The sequence below is a fragment of the Mesorhizobium sp. C264A genome, from assembly GCF_040324515.1.
GTDB lineage: Bacteria > Pseudomonadota > Alphaproteobacteria > Rhizobiales > Rhizobiaceae > Mesorhizobium.
On sequence record NZ_JAMYVY010000001.1, the window covers coordinates 3,313,163 to 3,335,532 of the forward strand.

At 63.3% G+C, this 22,370-nt stretch carries 25 protein-coding genes and 1 pseudogene; 7 read left to right on the forward strand and 19 right to left on the reverse strand.

Going from position 1 to position 22,370, the window contains the following annotated elements:
* Window positions 1-6: 6 nt before the first annotated feature.
* The 7 genes from NKL04_RS16350 to coxB form a co-directional block, all read right to left on the reverse strand.
* Window positions 7-147 carry a L,D-transpeptidase family protein gene (locus NKL04_RS16350; protein ID WP_023702012.1) on the reverse strand — a complete coding sequence of 47 codons (141 nt, stop codon included), beginning with the start codon at window positions 145-147 and terminating at the stop codon, window positions 7-9.
* Window positions 148-223: 76 nt separating this feature from the next.
* Window positions 224-1,105: a cytochrome c oxidase subunit 3 gene (locus tag NKL04_RS16355; protein ID WP_023668416.1), complete on the reverse strand. Its 882-nt coding sequence runs from the start codon at window positions 1,103-1,105 to the stop codon at window positions 224-226.
* Between the two features lies 1 nt (window position 1,106).
* Window positions 1,107-1,733, reverse strand: a complete 627-nt coding sequence (locus NKL04_RS16360) for a cytochrome c oxidase assembly protein (RefSeq protein WP_023692073.1) — start codon at window positions 1,731-1,733, stop codon at window positions 1,107-1,109.
* An 8-nt stretch (window positions 1,734-1,741) separates the two neighbouring features.
* Window positions 1,742-1,897, reverse strand: coding sequence for a cytochrome c oxidase system small membrane protein (locus NKL04_RS16365; protein ID WP_023668418.1), 156 nt, complete (start codon window positions 1,895-1,897; stop codon window positions 1,742-1,744).
* Window positions 1,894-2,838 (reverse strand): heme o synthase, encoded by a 945-nt coding sequence (locus NKL04_RS16370; RefSeq protein ID WP_023668419.1) that lies wholly within the window; start codon window positions 2,836-2,838, stop codon window positions 1,894-1,896. Before NKL04_RS16370 ends, NKL04_RS16365 begins: the two co-directional genes overlap by 4 nt.
* A 72-nt stretch (window positions 2,839-2,910) precedes the next feature.
* Window positions 2,911-4,563, reverse strand: coding sequence for a cytochrome c oxidase subunit I (ctaD, locus tag NKL04_RS16375; RefSeq protein WP_023702013.1), 1,653 nt, complete (start codon window positions 4,561-4,563; stop codon window positions 2,911-2,913).
* Window positions 4,564-4,601: 38 nt separating this feature from the next.
* Complete coding sequence (gene coxB, locus NKL04_RS16380) at window positions 4,602-5,498, reverse strand: cytochrome c oxidase subunit II (protein WP_050485823.1); 897 nt, start codon at window positions 5,496-5,498, stop codon at window positions 4,602-4,604.
* 363 nt (window positions 5,499-5,861) lie between these two features.
* On the opposite strand from coxB, the gene NKL04_RS16385 reads away from it, so the two are divergent.
* The 5 genes from NKL04_RS16385 to NKL04_RS16405 all read left to right on the forward strand — a co-directional run bounded on the left by NKL04_RS16385 (window position 5,862) and on the right by NKL04_RS16405 (window position 9,144).
* Complete coding sequence (locus NKL04_RS16385; protein ID WP_023668422.1) at window positions 5,862-6,446, forward strand: invasion associated locus B family protein; 585 nt, start codon at window positions 5,862-5,864, stop codon at window positions 6,444-6,446.
* 69 nt (window positions 6,447-6,515) lie between these two features.
* Entirely contained in the window at window positions 6,516-6,713 is a 198-nt protein-coding gene (locus tag NKL04_RS16390) for a hypothetical protein (RefSeq protein ID WP_155923284.1), read from the forward strand.
* The gene (gene tldD, locus NKL04_RS16395; RefSeq protein WP_023702015.1) at window positions 6,710-8,413 is read left to right on the forward strand and encodes a metalloprotease TldD; all 1,704 of its coding nucleotides are present in this window, start codon (window positions 6,710-6,712) and stop codon (window positions 8,411-8,413) included. Before NKL04_RS16390 ends, tldD begins: the two co-directional genes overlap by 4 nt.
* A gap of 79 nt (window positions 8,414-8,492) precedes the next feature.
* The gene (locus NKL04_RS16400) at window positions 8,493-8,768 is read left to right on the forward strand and encodes an AbrB/MazE/SpoVT family DNA-binding domain-containing protein (protein WP_081725433.1); all 276 of its coding nucleotides are present in this window, start codon (window positions 8,493-8,495) and stop codon (window positions 8,766-8,768) included.
* Window positions 8,755-9,144 carry a type II toxin-antitoxin system VapC family toxin gene (locus NKL04_RS16405; RefSeq protein WP_023727489.1) on the forward strand — a complete coding sequence of 130 codons (390 nt, stop codon included), beginning with the start codon at window positions 8,755-8,757 and terminating at the stop codon, window positions 9,142-9,144. Before NKL04_RS16400 ends, NKL04_RS16405 begins: the two co-directional genes overlap by 14 nt.
* Window positions 9,145-9,210: 66 nt before the next feature.
* Here the strand turns inward: NKL04_RS16405 and NKL04_RS16410 are convergent, their stop codons facing one another.
* Complete coding sequence (locus NKL04_RS16410) at window positions 9,211-10,446, reverse strand: class I SAM-dependent RNA methyltransferase (protein WP_023668426.1); 1,236 nt, start codon at window positions 10,444-10,446, stop codon at window positions 9,211-9,213.
* Window positions 10,443-11,237 (reverse strand): TlyA family RNA methyltransferase, encoded by a 795-nt coding sequence (locus tag NKL04_RS16415; protein ID WP_023702017.1) that lies wholly within the window; start codon window positions 11,235-11,237, stop codon window positions 10,443-10,445. The genes NKL04_RS16410 and NKL04_RS16415 overlap by 4 nt, the downstream gene beginning before the upstream one ends.
* Before the next feature lie 146 nt (window positions 11,238-11,383).
* Here NKL04_RS16415 and NKL04_RS16420 point away from each other — a divergent pair.
* Window positions 11,384-11,786 (forward strand): annotated as a pseudogene (locus NKL04_RS16420) (GFA family protein).
* Here the strand turns inward: NKL04_RS16420 and NKL04_RS16425 are convergent.
* From NKL04_RS16425 to NKL04_RS16460, 8 genes are all read right to left on the reverse strand, one after another.
* Window positions 11,783-12,067 carry a hypothetical protein gene (locus NKL04_RS16425; RefSeq protein WP_023668429.1) on the reverse strand — a complete coding sequence of 95 codons (285 nt, stop codon included), beginning with the start codon at window positions 12,065-12,067 and terminating at the stop codon, window positions 11,783-11,785. The pseudogene NKL04_RS16420 and the gene NKL04_RS16425 overlap by 4 nt on opposite strands.
* A gap of 145 nt (window positions 12,068-12,212) precedes the next feature.
* A complete protein-coding gene (gene dxs / locus NKL04_RS16430) occupies window positions 12,213-14,126 on the reverse strand; it encodes a 1-deoxy-D-xylulose-5-phosphate synthase (protein ID WP_023702019.1) in 1,914 nt (637 codons plus the stop codon).
* A 101-nt stretch (window positions 14,127-14,227) separates the two neighbouring features.
* Window positions 14,228-15,148 carry a pirin family protein gene (locus NKL04_RS16435; protein WP_023687141.1) on the reverse strand — a complete coding sequence of 307 codons (921 nt, stop codon included), beginning with the start codon at window positions 15,146-15,148 and terminating at the stop codon, window positions 14,228-14,230.
* A 10-nt stretch (window positions 15,149-15,158) separates the two neighbouring features.
* Window positions 15,159-15,425, reverse strand: coding sequence for a DUF2277 domain-containing protein (locus NKL04_RS16440; RefSeq protein WP_023702020.1), 267 nt, complete (start codon window positions 15,423-15,425; stop codon window positions 15,159-15,161).
* A gap of 38 nt (window positions 15,426-15,463) precedes the next feature.
* Window positions 15,464-15,715 carry an exodeoxyribonuclease VII small subunit gene (locus tag NKL04_RS16445; protein WP_023668433.1) on the reverse strand — a complete coding sequence of 84 codons (252 nt, stop codon included), beginning with the start codon at window positions 15,713-15,715 and terminating at the stop codon, window positions 15,464-15,466.
* 3 nt (window positions 15,716-15,718) lie between these two features.
* The gene (locus NKL04_RS16450) at window positions 15,719-16,645 is read right to left on the reverse strand and encodes a histone deacetylase family protein (protein WP_023702021.1); all 927 of its coding nucleotides are present in this window, start codon (window positions 16,643-16,645) and stop codon (window positions 15,719-15,721) included.
* A gap of 71 nt (window positions 16,646-16,716) precedes the next feature.
* Window positions 16,717-17,700 carry a hypothetical protein gene (locus NKL04_RS16455; protein WP_023702022.1) on the reverse strand — a complete coding sequence of 328 codons (984 nt, stop codon included), beginning with the start codon at window positions 17,698-17,700 and terminating at the stop codon, window positions 16,717-16,719.
* A gap of 94 nt (window positions 17,701-17,794) precedes the next feature.
* Window positions 17,795-18,403 carry a TetR/AcrR family transcriptional regulator gene (locus NKL04_RS16460; RefSeq protein ID WP_031209621.1) on the reverse strand — a complete coding sequence of 203 codons (609 nt, stop codon included), beginning with the start codon at window positions 18,401-18,403 and terminating at the stop codon, window positions 17,795-17,797.
* Window positions 18,404-18,521: 118 nt separating this feature from the next.
* Here NKL04_RS16460 and NKL04_RS16465 point away from each other — a divergent pair, with 118 nt between their 5' ends.
* Window positions 18,522-19,745, forward strand: coding sequence for an MFS transporter (locus tag NKL04_RS16465; RefSeq protein WP_031209622.1), 1,224 nt, complete (start codon window positions 18,522-18,524; stop codon window positions 19,743-19,745).
* A 319-nt stretch (window positions 19,746-20,064) separates the two neighbouring features.
* Here NKL04_RS16465 and ribB read toward each other — a convergent pair whose 3' ends face one another.
* The gene (gene ribB, locus NKL04_RS16470) at window positions 20,065-21,165 is read right to left on the reverse strand and encodes a 3,4-dihydroxy-2-butanone-4-phosphate synthase (protein ID WP_023668438.1); all 1,101 of its coding nucleotides are present in this window, start codon (window positions 21,163-21,165) and stop codon (window positions 20,065-20,067) included.
* 74 nt (window positions 21,166-21,239) lie between these two features.
* On the reverse strand, window positions 21,240-22,355 hold the full coding sequence (gene aroC / locus NKL04_RS16475) for a chorismate synthase (protein ID WP_352723863.1): 1,116 nt from the start codon (window positions 22,353-22,355) through the stop codon (window positions 21,240-21,242).
* Window positions 22,356-22,370 lie beyond the last annotated feature (15 nt).

Genomic DNA, 22,370 nt, shown 5'->3' on the forward strand with positions numbered 1-22,370 from the left:
CATGCTTTACGGCTCGATTTCGATCAGCGTTCCATCCGGCACCATAGTCCAGATTTCATCCATGTCGCAGTCGGTAACCCCAATGCAGCCATCGGTCCAGTCGACCATTTGAAGCAGCCAGCCCGACCAGCCGATTCCGTTGGACATTAACGGGCGCCGAAAAGAAGAAAGGCGACCGCGTTGCCGCGACCGCCCTTCTGATTTGTCGGTTCGGTGAAAGCCGTCAGTGGCCTTCGATCACCGCGCCGACCGATCCCCAGACGTAGATCGATGCGAACAGGAACAGCCAGACCACGTCGACGAAGTGCCAGTACCAGGCAGCCGCCTCGAAGCCGAAATGCTGCTTGGGCGTGAAGTCGCCTTTCCAGGCGCGGATCAGGCAGACCAGCAGGAAGATGGTGCCGATGATGACGTGGAAGCCATGGAAGCCGGTCGCCATGAAGAAGGTGGCGCCGTAGATGGAATCCTTGAAGCCGAACGGAGCGTGCATGTACTCGTAGGCCTGCACCATGGTGAACAGCATGCCGAGGCCGACGGTCAGCACCAGGCCGTTGATCAGGCCCTTGCGGTCGCCATGGATGAGCGAATGGTGCGCCCATGTCACCGTGGTGCCCGACAGAAGCAGGATGATGGTGTTGTAGAGCGGCAGATGGAAGGGATCGAGGACTTCGAGACCCTTCGGCGGCCAGACGCCGCCAGTGAAAGCGGTGCGGGCGTAATTCTGCACTTCGCTCGGAAACAGGCTGGCATCGAAATAGGCCCAGAACCAGGCAACGAAGAACATCACTTCCGAAGCGATGAACATGATCATGCCGTAGCGCAGATGCAGCGACACGACGCGCGTGTGGTGGCCCTCATGCGCTTCCTTGATGGTGTCCGACCACCAGGCAAACATCGTGTAGAGGACGATGACCAGGCCGATGAAGAACAGCCATGGATTCGCGATGTTGTGGCCGAAAATCGGAAAATCGCCGTTCTTGAGATACTGCATCAGGGCGACGCCGCCGACTGCAGTCACCAGCGCGCCGATCGACCCCAGGAAGGGCCATGGGCTCGGGTTGACGAGATGGTAGTCGTGTTGTGGTTTTGCGTGCGCGTCTGCCATATCAACCCCCGAGATTTGCTTCGGTATCTGAAACTTTGCTGCTGCTGTCCGGCGTCGATGACGCCACCGGCTTGTTCTTTTGGACCGGGAACATGGTGTAGGACAGGGTGATCGTCTTCAAGTCCTTCAGTTCCGGCACGTTGACGATATCGGGATCCACATAGAACACGACCGGCATGTCCAGCGTCTCGCCGGGCTTCAGCGTCGTGTCGGTGAAGCAGAAACACTCGACCTTGTTGAAGTAGGGGCCCGCCAGTTCCGGCTGCACGTTGAAGGTGGCGCGGCCGGTAACGGCGCGGTCGAACTTGTTGGTGGCGCTGTAATGCGCCTGCGTGGTCTCGCCGATCTTGATGGTGACCGAACGGGCGACCGGCTGGAACTGCCACGGAATGCCGTTGGTGTTGGCGTCGAAGCGCACGGTGATGTCGCGGTCGAGGATGCGGCCGGCATATTGCTTTTCGGCGCGCTGCGTCGTGCCGCCATAGCCGGTGGCCTGGCAGAACATCTTGTAGAGCGGCACCGCGGCGTAGGCCATGCCGATCATGCCGCCGAAGAAGGCGACGCAGACGGCGGCGACGACGCGGTTGGTGTTCTTCTTCCTGGGATCGGTCACGGTCTGGCGGGTCATCATCGGCCTCATCCGGTATGGCCGAATTTCACGATGGTCGCGACGTAGAAGATGACGACCAGAATCGCCAGCGCGACGCCGATCGCCGCCGAACGGTTGCGCCGCGCCTTCTTCTGGCTTTCGGTCAGCGTGACCAGTTCAAGCTTCTTGTCGATCATGGTCATGCTCCACCGATGGCCAAAGCGCGACCGACGACACAGTCGGCAAGATAGATGGCGAAGATGGCGAAGAGGTAGAGCAGCGAATAGGCGAACAGAGCCTTGGCCGGCTTCATGACGCGGTCGCTATCGGTCATGCACAGCACTTTCCAGGCATACCAGACGAAGCCGGCGCCGAGAGCCACTGATGCGACGCCATAGAAGGCGGTGGTGAAACCGAGCACCCAGGGCAGCACACCGATCGGCGCCAGGATCAGGGCGTAGGCAAAGATCTGGCGGCGGGTCGAGGCCTGGCCGGCAACGTTCGGCATCATCGGGATGCCGGCCTTGGCGTAGTCGTCGGACTTGAACAGTGCCAGCGCCCAGAAGTGCGGCGGCGTCCACAGGAAGATGATCAGGAACAGGACGAGGCTTTCCAGGCTCACCGTTCCGGTCACCGCGGCCCAGCCGATGACCGGCGGGATGGCGCCGGCGGCACCGCCGATGACGATGTTCTGCGGCGTCGAGCGCTTCAGCCACATCGTGTAGACGACGGCGTAGAAGAAGATGGTGAAGGCAAGCAGCGCCGCCGACAGCCAGTTGACCAGTACGCCCAGCGTCATCACCGATAGCACCGAAAGCACAAGGCCGAAGCTCAGGGCTTCGCCGGGCAGGATGCGGCCGGAGGGTACCGGGCGGCCGGCGGTCCGGCTCATTACTGCGTCGATGTCGGCGTCGTACCACATGTTGAGCGCACCAGAGGCGCCGGCGCCGATGGCAATGGCCAGGATGGCGATCACCGCCAGCAGCGGGTTGATGGTCACGGGTGCAGCGACCATGCCGACAAAGGCCGTGAACACCACCAGCGACATGACGCGCGGCTTCAGCAGGGCGAAGAAATCGCCCGACGTGGCTTCCGACATGCGAAAGCCCGCTTCGTCAATCATTGGGTCGTCGACAAGGGCCATGCGTACATAAGTCCAATCATTCCGTTGGCCGAAAACCGCCGGCGGGCCGGCGGTTTCGTATTCGGGCTGCCTTCACTTGATCTTGGGCAGCTGTTCCCACTGGTGGAAAGGCGGCGGCGAAGGCAGCTGCCATTCGAGCGTCGTCGCACCCTCGCCCCACGGATTGGCGCCGGCGACGCGCTTCTTCTGGAAGGCCTCGAACACGCCATAGAGGAAGATCACCACGCCGACGGCCGATATATAGGAGCCGTAGGACGACACCATGTTCCAGCCGGCGAACGCGTCGGGATAATCGATGGTGCGGCGCGGCATGCCGGCGAGGCCGAGGAAATGCTGCGGGAAGAAGATCAAATTGACGCCGACGAAGGTGACCCAGAAGTGGGTGTTGGCGATCACCGGCGAGTACATGTAGCCGGTCATCTTGGGGAACCAGTAGTACCAGCCGGCGAAGATGGCGAAGACCGCACCCAGCGACAGCACATAGTGGAAGTGGGCAATGACGAAATAGGTGTCATGCAGCGAGCGGTCGAGGCCGGCATTGGCGAGCTGGACGCCGGTGACACCGCCGACCGTGAACAGGAAGATGAAGCCCAGCGCCCACAGCATCGGCGTCTTGAACGAGATCGAGCCGCCCCACATCGTCGCGATCCAGGAGAAGATCTTCACGCCTGTCGGCACGGCGATGACCATGGTGGCAAAGACGAAGTAGCGCTGCGTGTCGAGCGACAGGCCGGTCGTGTACATGTGGTGCGCCCAGACGATGAAGCCGACGGCGCCGATCGCGACCATGGCGTAGGCCATGCCGAGATAGCCGAACACCGGCTTCTTCGAGAAGGTCGAGACGATGTGGCTGATGATGCCGAAGCCCGGCAGGATCAGGATGTACACTTCGGGGTGACCAAAGAACCAGAACAGATGCTGGAACAGGATCGGATCGCCGCCGCCGTCCGGGGCGAAGAAGGTGGTGCCGAAATTGCGGTCGGTAAGCAGCATGGTGATGCCACCGGCCAGAACCGGAAGCGACAATAGCAGCAGGAAGGCGGTGATCAGAACCGACCAGGCAAATAGCGGCATCTTGTGCAGCGTCATGCCCGGCGCGCGCATGTTGAAAATGGTGGTGATGAAGTTGATGGCGCCGAGGATCGAGGACGCGCCGGCAATGTGGATCGACAGGATCGCCAGATCCATGGCCGGCCCGGGCTGGCCGGAGGTCGACAGCGGCGGATAGAGCGTCCAGCCGCCGCCAACGCCATAGGCGCCGGGCGCGCTCGGCATGAAAGCCGAAGCGATGAGCAGCAGGAAGGCCGGCGGCAGCAGCCAGAACGAAATGTTGTTCATGCGCGGGAAGGCCATGTCGGGGGCGCCGATCATGATCGGCACCATCCAGTTGGCGAAGCCGCCGATCAGCGCCGGCATGACCATGAAGAAGATCATGATCAGCGCGTGCGCGGTGCCAAAGGCGTTGTACATGCTCTTGCCGCCGTCGATGGCGGCATCGCCGTTCATGCCGTAGACCATCTGCGCCAGACCGGTGAAGATCTGGATGCCCGGCTCCTGCAGCTCCATGCGGATGACGACCGAAAGCGCGCCGCCGACGATGCCCGCGAAGATCGCAAAGATCAGGTAGAGCGTGCCGATGTCCTTGTGGTTGGTGGAGTACACCCACCGGACCCAGCCATGATAGGGCTTGTGGTCGTGGTCGTCGTGAGCTGCAGCTTCTGACATGGTCGGCTCCGTTCCCTAATTCTTGCTAACCCGCGGCATCAATTGCCGGCGGCCGCTACCTTGTTGGTACCGTCGACCTCGGCCATCAGCGCCTTGTTGGCGCCGGGGAGGTCGGTCTTGGCTGCTGCCAGCCAGGTCTTGTACTGCGCATCGGATACGACGCGGACGGCGATCGGCATGAAGGCATGGTCCTTGCCGCAGAGCTGCGAGCACTGGCCGTAATAGATGCCTTCCTTTTCCGCCTTGAACCACGTCTCGTTGGTGCGGCCGGGAACCGCGTCCATCTTGATGCCGAAGGCCGGAACGGCAAAAGAATGGATCACGTCGGCTGCGGTAACCAGGACGCGCGTCATGGTGTTGACCGGCACGACCAGCTCGTTGTCGACCGCCAGCAGGCGCGGATAGACCTTGCGGTCTTCCTTGCCGATCGCGGCTCGGTCGGCGTCCTGCAGGATGGCCGAGTTGAAGGAGAGCGTGTTCTCGGTCTGGTACTCATAGTCCCAGTTCCACTGATTGCCCGTTACCTTGACGGTCAGCTTGGCCTCTTCCGGCGGCGTGTACTGCGCCGTCAGCAACTGGAACGAGGGAATGGCGATGAACAGCAGGACGACGACCGGCCCGACTGTCCAGATGATCTCGATCAGCGTGTTGTGGCTGGTCTTGGACGGGACCGGGTTTTTGCTGGCGCGGAACCTGAAGATGCACCAGGCGAGAAGCGCCAGAACCAAAGCAGTGATCGGGACGACGAACCACATCGTGTAGTTCCCGAACCACTCGATCTGCCGCATCATGTCTGTCGCCGGCGGCTGAAAAGTCATCTCCCACGGCTGCGGCTGGGCCGCATGGGCGGAGGCACCGGCGAAAAATGCGGCGGCGGCGCCTGCCGTTGCCATCAATTTGGCGCTTGCTGGGAATTTTCTCATCGCCCTCTTCATCTCCCGGTTCCTCGCGATCGCGACGCAAGAATATCGAACAATGCCGGGATGGGAATCCCGGACAGTCCCAAGGGTGGTTCAAACCATACTCTATTTCCCTCCGCAAGAAAGGAGCGGGCGAAACCGTGCGGCATTTTTGCGCGCAAGTGCTGCCGCGCTGTTTCGACGGCCTCGTGGCCCGCGCGGGTCGTCGACAGACAGGCTATGCGGGCTTGTGTCCGGAATGCGCCCGACGGTCGCAATTCGGGCGAATTTGCTAGGGAAAAGCGCATTATTGCGCCTGCCGGGGCTGACCGGCGGTCGCCCTATCCTTTACTTGGCCTTGGCGCGGCTTAAAGTGCCGTGATTCGCAATGGAGCCGTCATGACCTCTTGGCTTTCGAGAAACGCCTGGCATTCGAAGAGCGCCTGGCATTCGAAAAGCGCTTGGCTTTCGAGAAGCGGGGCGAAGGTCGTTTTTCTCGCCGCCCTGATCGGTATCGGCTCGTCCGCAACCGGCGTCGCCAATGCAGCGCAGCCCAGCGGCACGGTCAAGTCAACGCATGGCGCGTGGTCGATCATCTGCGACACGCCGGCCGGCGCCACCTCGGAACAATGTGTGATGATGCAGAACGTCGTTGCCGAGGATCGCCCGGAAATGGGACTGTCCGTCGTCGTCCTGCGCACCGCCGACAACAAGGCCGAGATCCTGCGCGTGCTGGCCCCGCTCGGCGTTCTGCTGCCCAATGGCCTGGGCCTCAATGTCGACGGCAAGGATATTGGCCGCGCCTATTTCGTGCGCTGCTTCCAAGACGGCTGCTATGCCGAGGTCATTCTCGAAAAGCCGCTGCTCGATACGCTGAAGACCGGGACGTCGGCCACCTTCATCGTCTTCCAGACGCCGGAAGAAGGCATCGGCATCCCCGTCGACCTCAAGGGCTTCGCCGACGGTTTTGCCGCCCTGCCCTGAGCTTGATGCTTGCGAAACCGTCTTTCCTCACAATTCCCACGGGTTTGATCTTTGGCTGTGGGGGTCATCATGCGTGCTTGTTCTTTGCTTTTGTCGACCGGTCTAATCCTGACCGGCGCCGTTTCCGTCGCCTTTGCCGAGGATTCCGAAATCATCACGGCGCCCGATCCGGCCGTCATTTTCGAGCTTGCGAAAGGCTATGGCTCGGCCAAGATGGACAAGGACGACGGGGCGATCCGATGGTCTCGGGCCGGCTTCAGGGCATGAAATATGTCATCTACTTCTATGGCTGCGAAAACCATGAGAAGTGCAAGTCGATCCAGTTCTCCTCGGGCTATACCGACCCCTTCACGGCCGACCAGGCCAATGAATGGAACAAGAAATATCGCTGGGTGAAGGCCTTTTCGGGTGACGGGTCGAACTTCAAGATGGATGTCATGTTCAGGGGCGGGGCTACCCGCTCCTACCTGCTGCGGATCGTCATTGCGGATTGTGCAGGCGCGTCTTCGCGCCTACATCGTGGCAACACCATTCCTCCTGTGAGCGGACCTGCCATGAACAGCCTGACCGGCCAATTCGACATTTCAGATGATCGCATCAAGCGGATCGTCGCCGACACACTGAACGGCGCCGATGACGGCGAACTCTTCCTCGAATACAGCGAGAGCGAAGCGCTGATGTTCGACAATGGCAGGCTGAAGACCGCCAATTTCAACACCGACCAGGGTTTTGGCCTGCGCGCCGTGGCCGGCGAGGCCAGCGGCTACGCCCATTCCAGCGATCTTTCGGAGGCGTCGCTGCTGCGCGCCGCCGACGCGGTCTCGACCGTCAAGGGCGGCTATTCCGGCACGCTTGCCGCGGCTCCCGCGCGCACCAACCGCCATCTCTATGGCGAGGAGAACCCGATCCCCTCGCCTTCCTTCGAGGTCAAGGCCAAGCTGTTGCAGGAAATCGACGCATGGCTGCGCGCCGAGGACCCGCGCGTGCGCCAGGTGACGGCCTCGCTCGCGGCGTCCTGGCAGCATGTCGAGATCGTGCGCGCCGACGGCCAGATCGTGCGCGACATCCGCCCGCTGGTCCGCATCAACGTTTCCGTCGTCGTCGGCGACGGCGACCGCCAGGAAAGCGGCTCCTATGGCATGGGCGGGCGCAAGGCGTTCGGCGAGTTCCTGGTCGAGGACGCCTGGAAGCATGCTGCCAGGGAGGCCCTCAGGCAGGCGCTGGTCAATCTCGAAGCCATTCCCGCGCCGGCCGGAACGTTCGACATCGTTTTGTCCAGCGGCTGGCCGGGCGTGATGCTGCACGAAGCCGTCGGCCACGGGCTGGAGGGCGACTTCAACCGCAAGAAGACCTCCGCCTTTGCCGGCCTGCTCGGCCAGCAGGTCGCCGCCAAGGGCGTTACCGTGGTCGATGACGGCACCATGCCCGAGCGGCGGGGTTCGCTGACCGTCGACGATGAAGGCACGCCTTCGGCCCGCAATGTGCTGATCGAGGACGGCAAGCTTGTCGGCTACATGCAGGACCGCCAGAACGCCCGGCTGATGGGCATGAAAGCCACCGGAAACGGCCGGCGCGAAGGCTATGCGCACCAGCCGATGCCGCGCATGACCAACACTTATATGACCGCAGGCGACATGGAGCCGGACGAGATCATCGCCTCGGTCAAGAACGGCATCTATGCCGTATCCTTCGGCGGCGGCCAGGTTGACATCACCTCGGGCAAGTTCGTGTTCGGCTGCACCGAGGCCTACATGATCGAAAATGGCAAGGTGACGCAGCCGATCAAGGGCGCCATGCTGATCGGCAACGGACCGGACGCCATGCACCGCGTTTCGATGATCGGCAACGACATGAAACTCGACACCGGCATCGGCATGTGCGGCAAGGCCGGACAAGGCGTGCCGGTCGGCGTCGGCCAGCCGCATCTCAGGATGAACCAGATGACCGTCGGCGGCACCAGGGTTTGAGCGAGGAGACGTCGGCGGGCTTGAATAGTTCCCCTCACAGGGATATCTTACCTTTGTCTTACACAAGGGTAATACCGCAATGGGTGCAATAGAAAAGCTTATAACGACCGTCTCGACCAAGGGACAAGTCATCCTGCCCAGCGCTATCCGCAAACGGAGGGACTGGGGCGCGGGCACGCGCCTGCAGGTCGAAGACACACCGGACGGTGTACTTTTGAGACCGGCGCCTGCCTTTGCCCCGACACGACCAGAAGATGTGTTTGGTGTCCTGCCGCACAGTGGCAGACCGAAGACCTTGGAGGAGATGGACGCAGCCGTCCTTGCTGAAGCACGGCGGCGCCATGCTCGCGATTGATACCAACGTTGTCGTCAGGTATCTGACGAACGACGATCCCGAGCAGTCCCCGCGAGCCCGGCGGCTGATCGACGGTCAGCCCGTTTTCGTCGCCGTCACGGTGATCCTGGAGGCTGAGTGGGTGCTGCGCAGCGGCTATGGTTATGATCAGGCCTCGATCGTCAATGCACTGCGGGTGTTCGGCGGGCTTCCCACTATCGAGATAGAGGATGCTGCGATGGTCTCTTCCGCGGTCGATCTAGCCGAGACGGGAATGGATTTCGCCGATGCGCTCCATCTGGGCAAGTCCTCGCACTGCTTAGCATTTGTGTCCTTCGACCGTAAGTTCATCAAGGCCGCACAAGCGGCCGGGTACGAAAGCGTTCGCGAAGGCTAGTTTGCCAGCCGGCTACGTCTTGCGGGGGGCGGCAAACTCAAGCACGGCCTTGTGAAAATCGGCGGATTAACGTCGCCGTTTCGGCTTCTCCAGCAGCGCCACTGCCTCGACATGCGGCGACCACAGGAACTGGTCGATGGGCGTGACGCTCTTCAAGATGTAGCCGCCGTCAATCAGGATGCGCAGGTCGCGTGCCAGCGTCACCGGATTGCAGGAGACGGCGGCGACGAACGGCACATCCGAGCGGGCGATCTGCTTCGACTGGTCCTCGGCGCCGGCGCGCGGCGGGTCGAAGACGACGCCATCGAAAGCATTCAGCTCCTTGAACGTCAGCGGCCGCCGGAACAGGTCGCGGCGTTCGCCGGTTACCCGCTTCAGGCCGGTGGCGAAGCGCGATCCGCGGTCGAGCGCCGAAAGGGCTGCCGCGTCGCCTTCGACCGCGTGGACTTCGGATTTGGCCGCCAGCCGAAGCGCAAAGCTGCCGCAGCCGGCGAAAAGATCCGCGACTTTCCTGGCACGCTTCAGATGTCCGCCAACGAGATCGGCCATCGTCTGTTCGGCGGCTTGCGTTGCCTGCAGGAAGGCGCCAGGCGGTATGGCGACAGCGACGGTGCCGAACATGACCACCGGCTTTTTCGGCTCGATGACAATCTCGTCGTCGATCGAAAGCCGGGCAAAGCCATTGGCCATGATGAAGTTGGAGGCGACCCGGCGCTGGTTCTCGCCCAGCTTGCCCGACTCATAGACAGCGACGTCAAGCCCCGAGCCCGTCACAGTGACCGCCATCCGGAACGATTTGGTGGTGGCGCAAACCAGGTCGGCGACCGACCTCAAGCGATCGAGCGCGGCAACGATCTCCGGCAGCGAGATCGGACATTCCTCGATGGGGATGATTTCCGGCGACAGATGGCGATGGAAGCCAAGCAGCATGCCTGTGTCGGCGCGCCTGGCGGCAAGCACGACGCGGCGGCGTGTGTGTGGCGCACACGGCACCAGGGCGCCGATGTCGCCGGCAATGCCTTTCAAGGCATGCACGACCTTGTCGCGTTTCCATTGCTGGTAAGCGTCGGCTTGCAGATGCTGGACGGCGCAGCCGCCACATTCGGTGAAATGCCGGCAGGCCGGATCGATACGCAGCGGCGACGTCTCCAATACCGCCATCAGCATGGCGCGATCCCTCTCGCGCGCGGCGGTGACGGTCTCGCCGGGCAGGGTGAAGGGAATGAACAGCTCGCCGGTTTCCGTCTCGGCGACGCCGTCGCCCTGCGAACCCAGTCTCTTGATGGTGAAGCCCGTGCTCATCGGTCCTTGGTCCCGGCATCCTTGGTCCCGGCATCCTTGATCCCGGCAAGCAGGAATTCGCGGTTGCCGTCCCCGCCTTCGATCGGCGACATGTGCAAGCCCAATGTACGCCAGCCAGGGACGCCTTCGAGCCATTCCTGCAGCAAGCCGGCCACACGGGCGGCGTCATAAGGGTCTTTCAAAAGACCGCCCTTGCCGATCGCCTCGCGGCCGGCCTCGAATTGCGGCTTGACCAGAAACACCGCACGAGCGCCGTCCCGTGCCAATGCCAACGCCGGTGGCATCGCCAGTTTCAACGAGATGAAGCTTACATCGGAGACGATGAAATCGGGGATACGGCCGCCGAGATCGGCAGCCGCGAGCTCGCGAGCGTTGAGGCCCTCGATCACGGTGACGCGCGGGTCGGACGAGACACCGGGATGCATCTGGCCGTGGCCGACATCGATGGCAGTGACATGGGCCGCGCCGCGTTCGAGCAGCACCTGGGTGAAGCCGCCTGTCGAGGCGCCGATATCGAGGGCTTCACTGCCCGCGGGATCGAGACTGAAATGGTCGAGCCCGGCGATCAGCTTCAGCGCCGCGCGTGAGACATAACCCTGCGCCGGGTCGTCGATGACGATGAGACAGTGCGGCAGAACCGTCTGGCCGGGCTTGCGGGCGACCACGCCGTCGACCGTCACGGTGCCGCGCTCGACCGCGTCGCGGGCGCGCGAGCGGCTCGCAAACAGGCCGCGCTGGACGAGCAATTCGTCGAGCCGCTGGCGTGTGCTGGCTGGCAGAGGGGAGTTCATCGGCCTTCATGGCGAAAGCCGGCCGCGAAGGCAAGGACATTGGCATAGGAGGACGTCGAGACCCGGGCCGCAAGCCAGTCCGCCCGGTTGAATAGCGCAGCCAGTCCGGCAAGATGTAGAGGCTCAGGCAATGCGGAGGAAGACGAATGCTGACGGGAACCTGCCATTGCGGCGCCGCCCACTGGACCCTGGAAGGCGATCCCGGCCCGATCACGGCCTGCAATTGCACGCTTTGCCGCCGCTATGGCACACTCTGGGCCTATGACTTTGTCGACGAGCGTATCCGGCTTGTGGGGCCTGTGCAGTCCTACACCCGCGCTGGCAAGGAGACGCCGTCGCTGGAAATACTGTTTTGCCCGACATGTGCCTGGTGTGCTTGCCTGGCGCGGTTTGCGCCGCAGCGACAGCGGCCGCACGCGGATCGCCGTCAATGTCAGGCTGGCACCGCCGGAGGCGGTCGCCGACCTGCCGATCGACCATTTCGACGGGCTGGACACTTATGACGACCTGCCGCGCGATGGGCGCTGCGTGCGCGATATGTGGTTTTAGAAGATCGTCCGTGAGACCTGCCGTTCAACGGCCGGCATCAGGCCGTCGCTTCCGTCATCTGAAGCCTGCTTGCGCGGGCGCTCGACAGCAACGACTGGTGCGTCCGGCACGACGACAAGCTGCGGCACCTGCTTGTAGGAAAAAGCGCCCCTGATATCGCCCATCTTGCGGGCGACGATGCCTGCCACCGCCTGTTCGAGCTTGCGGTCATAGCGCGTCTCGGCCATGGCCGGCGCGGCGATGACGGCCAAAAGGGCCGCGCCGCACAGAAGCGTTCGCATTGTTTTTAACTCCCTGCCTAGAGGCAGTTCTAGCAGGGCGGCGTTGAAAAACGGCCAAAAGAGACGGTAAGCGAAACGCCAAAGAGAAGCGTTAACAAAGTGTTAAGCTTGCACAGGCAACTGCTTCAGCTGCGTGAGGTTTGATTCAGGCGCGCTGCGCGCGCGCGGAATGGCCGAGCGCGACGAACACGGTGCGCACGATGCCGGCCGCGTCGAGCCCGGCATCGGCATACATTTTTTCCGGCTTGGCGTGGTCGGTGAACTCGTCTGGCAGCACCAGCGGCCGAACTTTCAGACCGCTTTCCAGCAAGCCTTCATGGGCGAGGAACTGCAGCACGTGGCTGGCGAAACCGCCGACAGCGCCCTCTTCCACCGTCACCAGCACTTCGTGCGAGCGGGCAAGACGGCGGATCAAATCCTCGTCGAGCGGCTTGGCGAAACGGGCGTCCGCAACCGTTGTCGACAATCCGGCCGCGCCGAGTTCCTCGGCCGCCAGCAGGCAATCCTGCAGCCGGGTGCCAAAGGACAGAAGCGCCACCTTGGTGCCTTCCCTGACGATGCGGCCCTTGCCAATTTCGAGCACCGAGCCGCGCTCCGGCATGTCGACGCCGACGCCATTGCCGCGCGGATAGCGGAAGGCGATCGGGCCTTCGTCATAATAGCCGGCGGTGCGCACCATGTGGCGAAGCTCCGCCTCGTCGGCGGCCGCCATCACCACGAAGCCCGGCAGCGTCGCCAGGAAGGTGGTGTCGAAGGCGCCGCAATGAGTGGCGCCGTCGGCGCCGACGAAACCGGCGCGGTCGATCGGGAAACGCACCGGCAGTTTCTGGATCGCCACATCATGGACGACCTGATCGTAGGCGCGCTGCAGGAAGGTCGAATAGATGGCGGCGAAGGGCTTGTAGCCCTCGCTGGCGAGGCCGGCGGCGAAGGTCACGGCATGTTGCTCGGCAATGCCGACATCGAAGGTCCGGGTCGGAAACGCTTCGCCGAACAAATCGAGGCCGGTGCCGTTCGGCATGGCGGCGGTGACGGCGACGATGCGGTCGTCCAGGCGGGCCTCCTGGACCAGGCTCTCGGCGAACACCTTGGTGTAGGCCGGCGCATTGGCCGGGGCCTTGGTCTGCGCGCCGGTGATGACGTCGAACTTGTTGACGCCGTGATATTTGTCGGCCGCGGCCTCGGCCGGCGCGTAGCCCTTGCCCTTCTGGGTCACGACATGGATCAGCACCGGGCCGTCGGCATGGTCGCGGACGTTCTTCAGCACCGGGATCAGATGCTCGAGATTGTGGCCGTCGATCGGGCCGATATGGTAGAAGCCAAGCTCCTCGAACAGCGTGCCGCCGGTGACGTAGCCGCGCGCATGCTCGACCGCCCGCTTGATGGCGCGGTCGGCGCGCTTGCCGAGATAGGAGGTCAGCTTCTTGCCGAAATCGCGCAGGCCAAGATAGGTCTTGCCCGACGCGAGCCGCGCCAGATAGGCGCTCATGGCGCCGGTCGGCGGCGCGATAGACATGTCGTTGTCGTTGAGGATGACGATCAGCCGGGCATCAAGCGCGCCGGCATTGTTCATGGCTTCATAGGCCATGCCGGCGGACATGGCGCCGTCGCCGATGACGGCAATGACATTGTTGTGGCCGCCCGAGAGGTCGCGCGCCATGGCCATGCCGAGGCCGGCGGAAATGGAGGTCGAAGAGTGCGCGGCGCCGAACGGGTCGTATTCGCTCTCGGCGCGACGGGTGAAGCCGGACAGGCCGCCTTCTTGCCTGAGCGTTCGGATGCGGTCGCGGCGGCCGGTCAGGATCTTGTGTGGATAGGCCTGGTGGCCGACATCCCAGATCACGCGGTCTTCCGGCGTGTTGAAGACATAGTGCAGCGCCACCGTCAGTTCGACGACACCGAGGCCGGCGCCGAGATGCCCGCCCGTATGCGAGACGGCATCGATCAGCTCGGCGCGCAGCTCCGAGGCCAGCTGCGGCAGCTCGCTTTCGTCAAGCTTCTTCAGGTCGGCTGGAATGCGGACCTTGTCGAGAAGCGGCGTATGCAGCGTTGCGTTCACTGTTAAAGGGCCTGCTCAGCTATAATGCGCGTCGATCATGGCGAAATATGCCTGCGTCGCCGGAATGTAAATGCGTGTCAGTGACGCGGGTGATGCTGACGTTAATTGTCCGGTAACGGAATGAACTCTTCCTCATCTCCAGGAACGATATCGAAGCGGCCCGTCTTCCATTCCTGCTTGGCCTGTTCGATGCGTTCCTTCGACGACGAGACGAAGTTCCACCAGATGTGGCGCGGAGAGCCGAGCGAAGCGCCCCCGAAGAGCATGAAATGGGCGCCGCGCTCGGACGACACGACGATCTCGTCACCAGGCCGGAACACCAGCAGCCGTTCGGCCGGAAAACGGTCGCCCGAAACCGAGACATCGCCGTCCAGCGTGTAGATGGCGCGTTCCTCGGCGTCGGCGGGAATTTTGACGCTGGCGCCGGGCGCCAGCCTCAGATCGGCGTAGAGCGTCTCGGTGTCGGCTCTTACCGGCGAGCGCAGTCCCTGGAAATCGCCGATCACCACGCGGCCGGAAACACCTTCGGCGTCGATCTCGGGCAGAAGGAGCGCGGCCGTGTTCTCGAACACCGGCGCCACTTCCTCCTTGCCGTCGGGCAAAGCCAGCCATGTCTGCAGGCCGGAGACCGACATTGGCGCGCCGCGCAGTTCTTCGGGCGTGCGCTCGGAATGGACGATACCGCGGCCGGCGGTCATCAAATTCACGTCGCCGGGCTGGATGACCATCTCGGTGCCGAGCGAATCGCGGTGCCTGATATTGCCGTCGAACAGATAGGTGACGGTGGAAAGCCCGATATGCGGGTGCGGGCGCACATCCATCGCCTGGCCGGCACGCAAGATCGCCGGCCCCATGCGGTCGAAGAAGATGAAGGGACCGACCAACCGCCGCTTTGCCGTCGGCAGAGCGCGGCGAACCTGGAAGCCGCCAATATCCTTGGCATTCGGAATGACCATCAACTCGATCTGGTCGCTGGCGAAGGCATCGCCAGGCTCAGGGTCCTTGCCGGGGAAGAAACTCATCTGGATGTCCTCAGGCGAAGCGGAGCGCCGATTTGGCTTTTGCCTTGGCCGCCACCTCTTCGCGATTGCGCGGATGATGCGTGGTTTCCAGCGAATGCAGCAATTCATGCGCCGATTCGGCGATCGCCTCGACGGCACGGTCGAAGGCCGCCTGGTTGCGCTGCGAGGGCCGCGTCGTTCCGCTCAGTTTGCGCACGAATTGAAGCGCGGCGTCGCGGATCTCGTCATGGGTCGCCGGCGGCTCGAAATTGAACAGGATCTTGATGTTTCTGCACATGCTTGAACTCCTATCTGCTTTATGCCCGCCCCATTCCACTACTCCGCGTCGAGCGGCTCCGTTCCCACCGGTTTGCCATCACGCGACAGCCTGATCTTCTCGACCTTGTCTTCGGCGGCCTTCAGCAGCCGGTCGCAATGGGCCTTCAGCGCCTCGCCGCGCTCATAGATCTTGATCGACTGGTCGAGCGGCACGTCGCCGCGTTCCAGATCATCGACAATCTTTTCCAGCGCGTCGAGTGCCTGCTCGAAGCTCATCGCCTTGACGTCTTCGTTTGCTTCGCCAGCCATACTTTATCCCTTCATCAGCCGCCCGACATGGGCAGCGACCGAAAATGCCAATCCCTGCAGATCGTAGCCGCCCTCAAGCAGGCTGACGAGCCGGTTGCCGCTGTGGCGCCCGGCGCGTTCCAGCAACTGGCCTGTCGCCCAGTCGAAATCGTCCTCGCTGAGGTTGATCTCGGCCAGCGGGTCGCGATGGTGAGCGTCGAAGCCTGCGGAAATTATGATCAGATCGGGCGCGAAATCGTCGAGCGCCGGCAGGACGCGCGACAGCAAGGCATCGCGAAACATGTCCGAGCCGGTCTGCGGCGCCAGAGGGGCGTTGACGATGTTGCCGGCGCCGGTTTCGGTCTTGGCGCCAGTGCCGGGATAGAGCGGCATCTGGTGCGTCGAACAATAGAGCACCGACGGATCATCCCAGAAAATGTCCTGCGTGCCGTTGCCGTGATGCACGTCCCAGTCGACGATGGCGACACGCTCGGCGCCGTGTTTCTTCTGCGCATAGCGGGCCGCGATTGCGGCGGTGTTGAACAGGCAAAAGCCCATCGCCGTGGTCTTTTCGGCATGATGGCCTGGCGGACGTGAGGCGACGAAGGCATTGGCGACGCGGCCCTCGAACACGTCGTCGACAGCGGCGTTGGCGGCACCGATGGCGGTCACCACCGCCTGCCAGCTTTTCGGGCTGGCGCTGGTGTCGGCGTCGATCGAGGCGATGCCGCTCTCAGGGATCGCGGCGCGGACGCGGGCGACGAAATCCTCGGGGTGGGCGTAGAGAATGGTGGCCTCGTCGCCTTGCGGCGCCGTTACCCGATCGAGTGCGGTGAAGGCCTCGTCGTCGAGCACGCGCTCGATAGCGCGCAAGCGGTCCGGCCGCTCCGGATGACCGGGGGGCGTCAGATGTTCGAGGAAGATCGGATGGGTATAGAGCCTGGTGACCATGACCCGATATAGGCGCGCCCGGCCGCTTTGACCATGGTTTGACGCCGCACCGCCCCGACGCTCAACAGGGATTACACCCCGGGCGCGGGCTGCGTCCAGCGCGAGCCGCCGAAGGAAGCCACCGCCTTGTCCCTGAGTTCCCTGAACTTGGACGACGCCTCGGCCAGCCGCTGGTCCCATTCGGCGTTCGGCACCTGGCCTTCGATGGTCTTGAAATAAACCTGCATCAGGCAGGCGATGGCGAAGGGTTCGATGAAAGCCGCCTTGAAGGCCCAGGCAAGGAGGATGGCGAGCACGAAGGCCCAGCCGCCGAGCTGCCCCGGTATGAACCACATGATGGCGGCGGCCGGCGCCAGCATCAAAAGGAAGATGACGAAGGACACACCCCACATGATGACCGCCAGCCAGACGGCGTTCTTGACCATGGTCTTGCCGTTCTGGGCATAGAGCACGACGCCTTGCCGGGCGGTTTCGAACGGTGAGGACGAGTTGATGCGGATATTGTAGCCGAGGATGATCTCGTCGACATAGGTCAGCGACAGGCGGATCACCGTATTGATGAAAGCGACCAGGCCGCCGAGGCCCGGAATGGGCAGGAAGGCGGCGATGCCGCCGATCAGGCCGGTGATGGCGCGGATGGCGCCCTTGACCAGCTGGTCGAGCACGAAAAGGATGTTGGCCTCGGCGAAACGTTCCTTCACCACATCCTTGGCGTAGGCGATCTGGTCCTGGCCATTGGGAATCTCGCGGCCGTCGATCAGATGCACCATGACGGCGATATGGCCGGCCTTGACGACATAGAGGATGTATTCGCGGATCCAGTACAGCGCGATCGAAACGACGCCGATGCCGACGATGCCGCCCCAGAGCGCAAAGGAAAGCGGCCCGTCGGGATCGGTGGAGATATGGCCGACGCCATAGCCGACCGAGGCGCCGCTGCCGGTCGCCACGATATAGGCGAGCGTGATGCCGAAATAGACGATCATGCGAAAGACGATGAATGGCCATGTCCTGATCATGATGGACACCGACCTGCCGATTTCGAAATCCCACATGCGCCCGAATCTCCCCTCAGAGATGGACGGCGAGGATGAACCCGGGCCGGGAATTGTCAATCTCGGCAAATGCCGGGTCTCGGCCGACCAGATTTCAGGCCGGCTGCGGATCCTGCTTTTTAAGCAAGCCTTCGAGCAACTGCTGGAAGGCTGCCACCACGGTCTTCGACGTCGCTTCGGGGTCGTTCGAATTGGCGATGCGCTGCGCCGCCTGGCTGCTGGCGCCGTTGATCAGCCGGGCGGCGGTTTCGGGGTCGACGCCGGGGACGACCACCCCCTCCTGCTGCAGAGCCGTCAGATGATCGGTCATCGAGCCGACGCAGGCATTGGCGTTCGGCCATTGCGCCGGATCGCCGAGCACAGCCGGACCGTCGCGAAACATGATGCGCTGGATTTCCGGCTCCAGCGCCATCTCGATATAGGTCGTGCATTCGTCGACGAAACGCTGCCAGCGGCTTGGCGCCCGCGACGCAATCTCATGGATGCGGACGGCCATCTCGCCATCGATTTCGGCGATGACGGCCTGCAGCAGGCCCTTCTTGTCGCCGAAATGATGATAGAGCGCACCGCGCGTCAGCCCGGCCGAGGCGGTGAAATCATCCATCGAGGCCTCGGCATAGCCGATCGTGCCGAAAGCGTGGCGGGCCGCCGTGATCAGCTTGGCGCGCGTTTCGGCAATCATCTCCTTGCGGGGTCTGTGCATGGTTCTGGCCTTATTCACATACGCTTCGTATGCTAATTGACATACGCGGCGTATGGACTACCTATATTCATACGCATCGTATGTAATTGTCGAATTGGCCTTTGTCGAGGAACCAGCCATGCAAAACCCATACTCGGAAATCTTTCGTGCCCCTGGAGCCAAGGGGTTTGCCGCCGCGGGCTTCCTCGCGCGGCTGCCGATCGCCATGGCGCCGATCGGCATCGTGGCCATGCTCTCGCAGACACGTGGCGAATACTGGCTGGCGGGAGCTGTCTCGGCGACTTTCGCGCTGAGCAACGCTTTCGTGGCGCCGCAGATATCACGGCTGGTCGATCGCCTTGGCCAGACGCGGATCGTGGTTCCGACCACCATCCTCACCGTGCTCGCCTTCGCGGTGCTGATTGCCGCAGCCAATCGGGACTGGCCGGTGTGGACGCTGTTCGTGTCGGCGCTGGCGGCCGCCGCCATGCCCAGCATGCCGGCCATGGTGCGCGCGCGCTGGACAGAGATTTTCCGCGGCCGGCCGCAGATGAACACCGCATTCGCCTTCGAGTCGGCTGCGGACGAACTGGTCTATATCGCCGGCGCGTCGCTGTCGGTAGGCTTGAGCGCCGCGCTCTTCCCCGAAGCCGGCGTCCTGGTGAGCACGGTGTTCCTCGCCCTTGGCTCGACCGCCTTCATCCTGCAACGCTCGACCGAACCGCAAGTGCGGCCGGTGGACCATGTCTCCAGCGGCTCGGCAATCCGCTTGCGGCCGGTGCAGATCATCACCTTCGCCCTGATCTTCGTCGGCGCCACCTTCGCGACGACGGAAGTGAGCACGGTGGCGATCACCAAGGAACTCGGCCAGCCGGGCGCCGCCAGCCTCGTCATCGGCGTCTATGCGCTGGGATCGTTCGTGCTCGGCCTCGTCGTCGGTGCGCTCAACATGAAAGCGCCGCTGCAGCGCCAGTTGGCCCTCGCGGTCGCCCTCGTCGCGCTCGGCACGCTGCTGCCGCTCACCGCCGGCACGGTGCCGCTGCTGGCGCTGACCGTTTTCATCAGCGGCGTGGCGATCTCGCCGACCTTCATCACCGCCTTCGGCCTGATCGAGCGGCACGTGCCGGAAGCGATGCTGACCGAAGGCATCACCTGGGTGATGACCGGCATCGGCATCGGCATGGCGCTGGGTTCGTTTGCCGCCGGCGCGGTGGTGGATGAGTTCGGCGCCAGGAACGGGTTCTGGGTCTCGGTGGCGGCCGGCGTCATCGCATTGGTCACGGTGTTGCTGGGCCAGCGCAGCCTGGCCACCCACACATGCGAGCTGGACGGATGCGACGCGGCCGCCGTTCCCGCGGAGTAAGGACGCGGCCTGACGTTCGCTTTGGAGACCACCGCAAACGTTCGGAATTAGGTGAGGCCTCTGGCGTCGTCATCACGGAGCGACGCGAAGCGAAGCGCAGACCCGAGGACCCATTCCGTTACCTTGACCGAAGGGTGCAGCGGAGCAGAATTCTGCACCGTTGCAACGCGTCGAAGTCGCGGCATGGGTCCTATGTCTGCGCTGCGTCGCTTCGCTCCTTGCTTCGCCATAGGATGACGACCGCGGAAAGGCTTCGGCCAATCACAAACGCATGTGACCTGCCCGCGCAATCCTTCCGACGCGCCATCCACCTGAGAAACTAGATAATCTCAGTTTTCGCGATGTGAATCCCAAAGCCTTCAAGCCCGACATAGTGGCGCTCGCGCGAGGCGATCAGGTTGATCGAGGAAATGCCGAGGTCCTTCAGGATCTGGGCGCCGAGGCCGATTTCTCGCCACTCGTTCTCACGGCGGCGGGCCTCTTCGTGGTCCTCACGGTCGGCACTCATCGGCCGGTTGCGCTCCTGATGGGCGACGCCGACCGAACCCTCTCGGAGGTAAACGATGACGCCGCGCTTGCGTTCGCCCATCGCCTTCATAATGGCGTCGAGCCGGTGGCTGGTGCCGAACACGTCGGTCACCACATCCTCGGAATGCAGCCGCACCGGGACGTCCTCGCCGTCACGGATGTCGCCGAAAACGACCGCGACATGGTGCATGGAATCCCAAGGCAGCGTGTAGGTGAAGACCTGCGCCTTGCCGCCGAGTGTGTCGATTTCGGAGCAGGCGACGCGTTCGACCAGCGTTTCCTTGCGCTGCCGGTAGGCGATGAGGTCGGCGACCGAGACCTGCTTGAGGCCGTGTTCCTCGGCAAAGCTCGCCACCTGCGGGCCGCGCTTGACGGTGCCGTCGTCATTGACCAACTCCGAGATCACGCCAACCGGCGGCAGGCCGGCAAGCTTGCAGAGATCGACCGCGGCTTCGGTATGGCCCGAGCGCATCAGCACGCCGCCTTCCCTAGCGATCAGCGGGAAGATGTGGCCGGGCCGGACGAAATCCGAACCGCCGACATTGCCGTTGGCCAGGTTGCGCACGGTCAGGGTGCGGTCCTCGGCCGAAATGCCGGTGGTGGTGCCATGCTTGAAATCGACGCTGACGGTAAAGGCCGTGGTGTGGGCGGAATCATTGTCGGCGACCATCGGCTGCAGATTGAGCCGCTTGGCCTCCTCGCGCGGCATCGGCGTGCAGACGATGCCGGAGGTGTGACGGATGATGAAGGCCATTTTCTCCGGGCTGCAATGCACGGCGGCAACGATCAGGTCGCCCTCGTTCTCACGCCCGTCATCGTCCATGACGACGACGATCTCGCCGCGTTCGAAGGCGCGGATGGCTTCGACGATTTTCTTCTGATCGTATGGCATTGGCTCGCTTCGCTCGCAGGGAATAGGGGTTGGGCAGTAGGAGTTAGGGAAGGAAGGACGGGCTGGCCTATTGCCTAATCTCTACTGCCTAATCCCTGGCCTGTCTGTCCCCGGTGCCGCAGATAATGGTCCGCGATGGCGCAGGCAACCATGGCTTCGCCGATCGGCACGGCACGGATGCCGACGCAGGGATCGTGGCGGCCCTTGGTCATGACGTCGACGTCGTTGCCGTCCTTGTCGATGGATTTTCGCGGCGTCAAGATCGACGAGGTCGGCTTGACGGCGAACCGGGCGACGATCGCCTGGCCGGTCGAGATGCCGCCCAGAATGCCGCCGGCATTGTTGGACAGGAAGACCGGCTTGCCGTCATTGCCGATGCGCATCTCGTCGGCATTCTGTTCGCCGGTGATGCGCGCGGCCTCGAAGCCGTTGCCGATCTCGACGCCCTTGACGGCGTTGATCGACATCAGGCCGGACGCGATGTCCTGGTCGAGCTTGGCATAGATCGGCGCGCCAAGGCCGGCTGGCACGCCGTCGGCGATGATTTCAATAACCGCGCCCACCGAGGAGCCGGATTTGCGGATGCCGTCGAGATAGCTGGTGAAGACCGGAACCGAGGCCGGATCGGGGGTGAAGAACGGGTTTTCGGCGTCACCGATGAAATTCCAGTTCCAGTTGGCGCGGTCGATGGATTTCTCGCCCATCGAGACCAGTGCGCCGCGCACCACCATTCCGGGCACCACCTTGCGCGCCAAGGCGCCGGCCGCCACGCGAGCGGCGGTCTCACGGGCCGAAGAACGGCCGCCGCCGCGATGGTCGCGCAGGCCGTATTTGACGTCATAGGTGTAGTCCGCATGGCCGGGGCGGTACTGGCGGGCGATCTCGCCATAGTCCTTGGAGCGCTGGTCGACATTCTCGATCAGCATCGAGACGGGCGTGCCGGTGGTGATCATCGTCTCGCCGTTCTCGTCGAGGATGAAGCCGGACAGCACCTTCACCTCGTCCGGTTCGCGGCGCTGCGTCACAAAACGCGACTGGCCGGGACGGCGCTTGTCGAGTTCGGCCTGTATCTCTTGCCGCGTGAAGCGGATGCCGGGCGGGCAGCCATCGACCACGCAGCCGAGCGACGGGCCATGGCTTTCGCCCCAGGTGGTGACGCGGAAGAGATGGCCGAATGTGTTGTGAGACATGAATTTTAGCCCTGC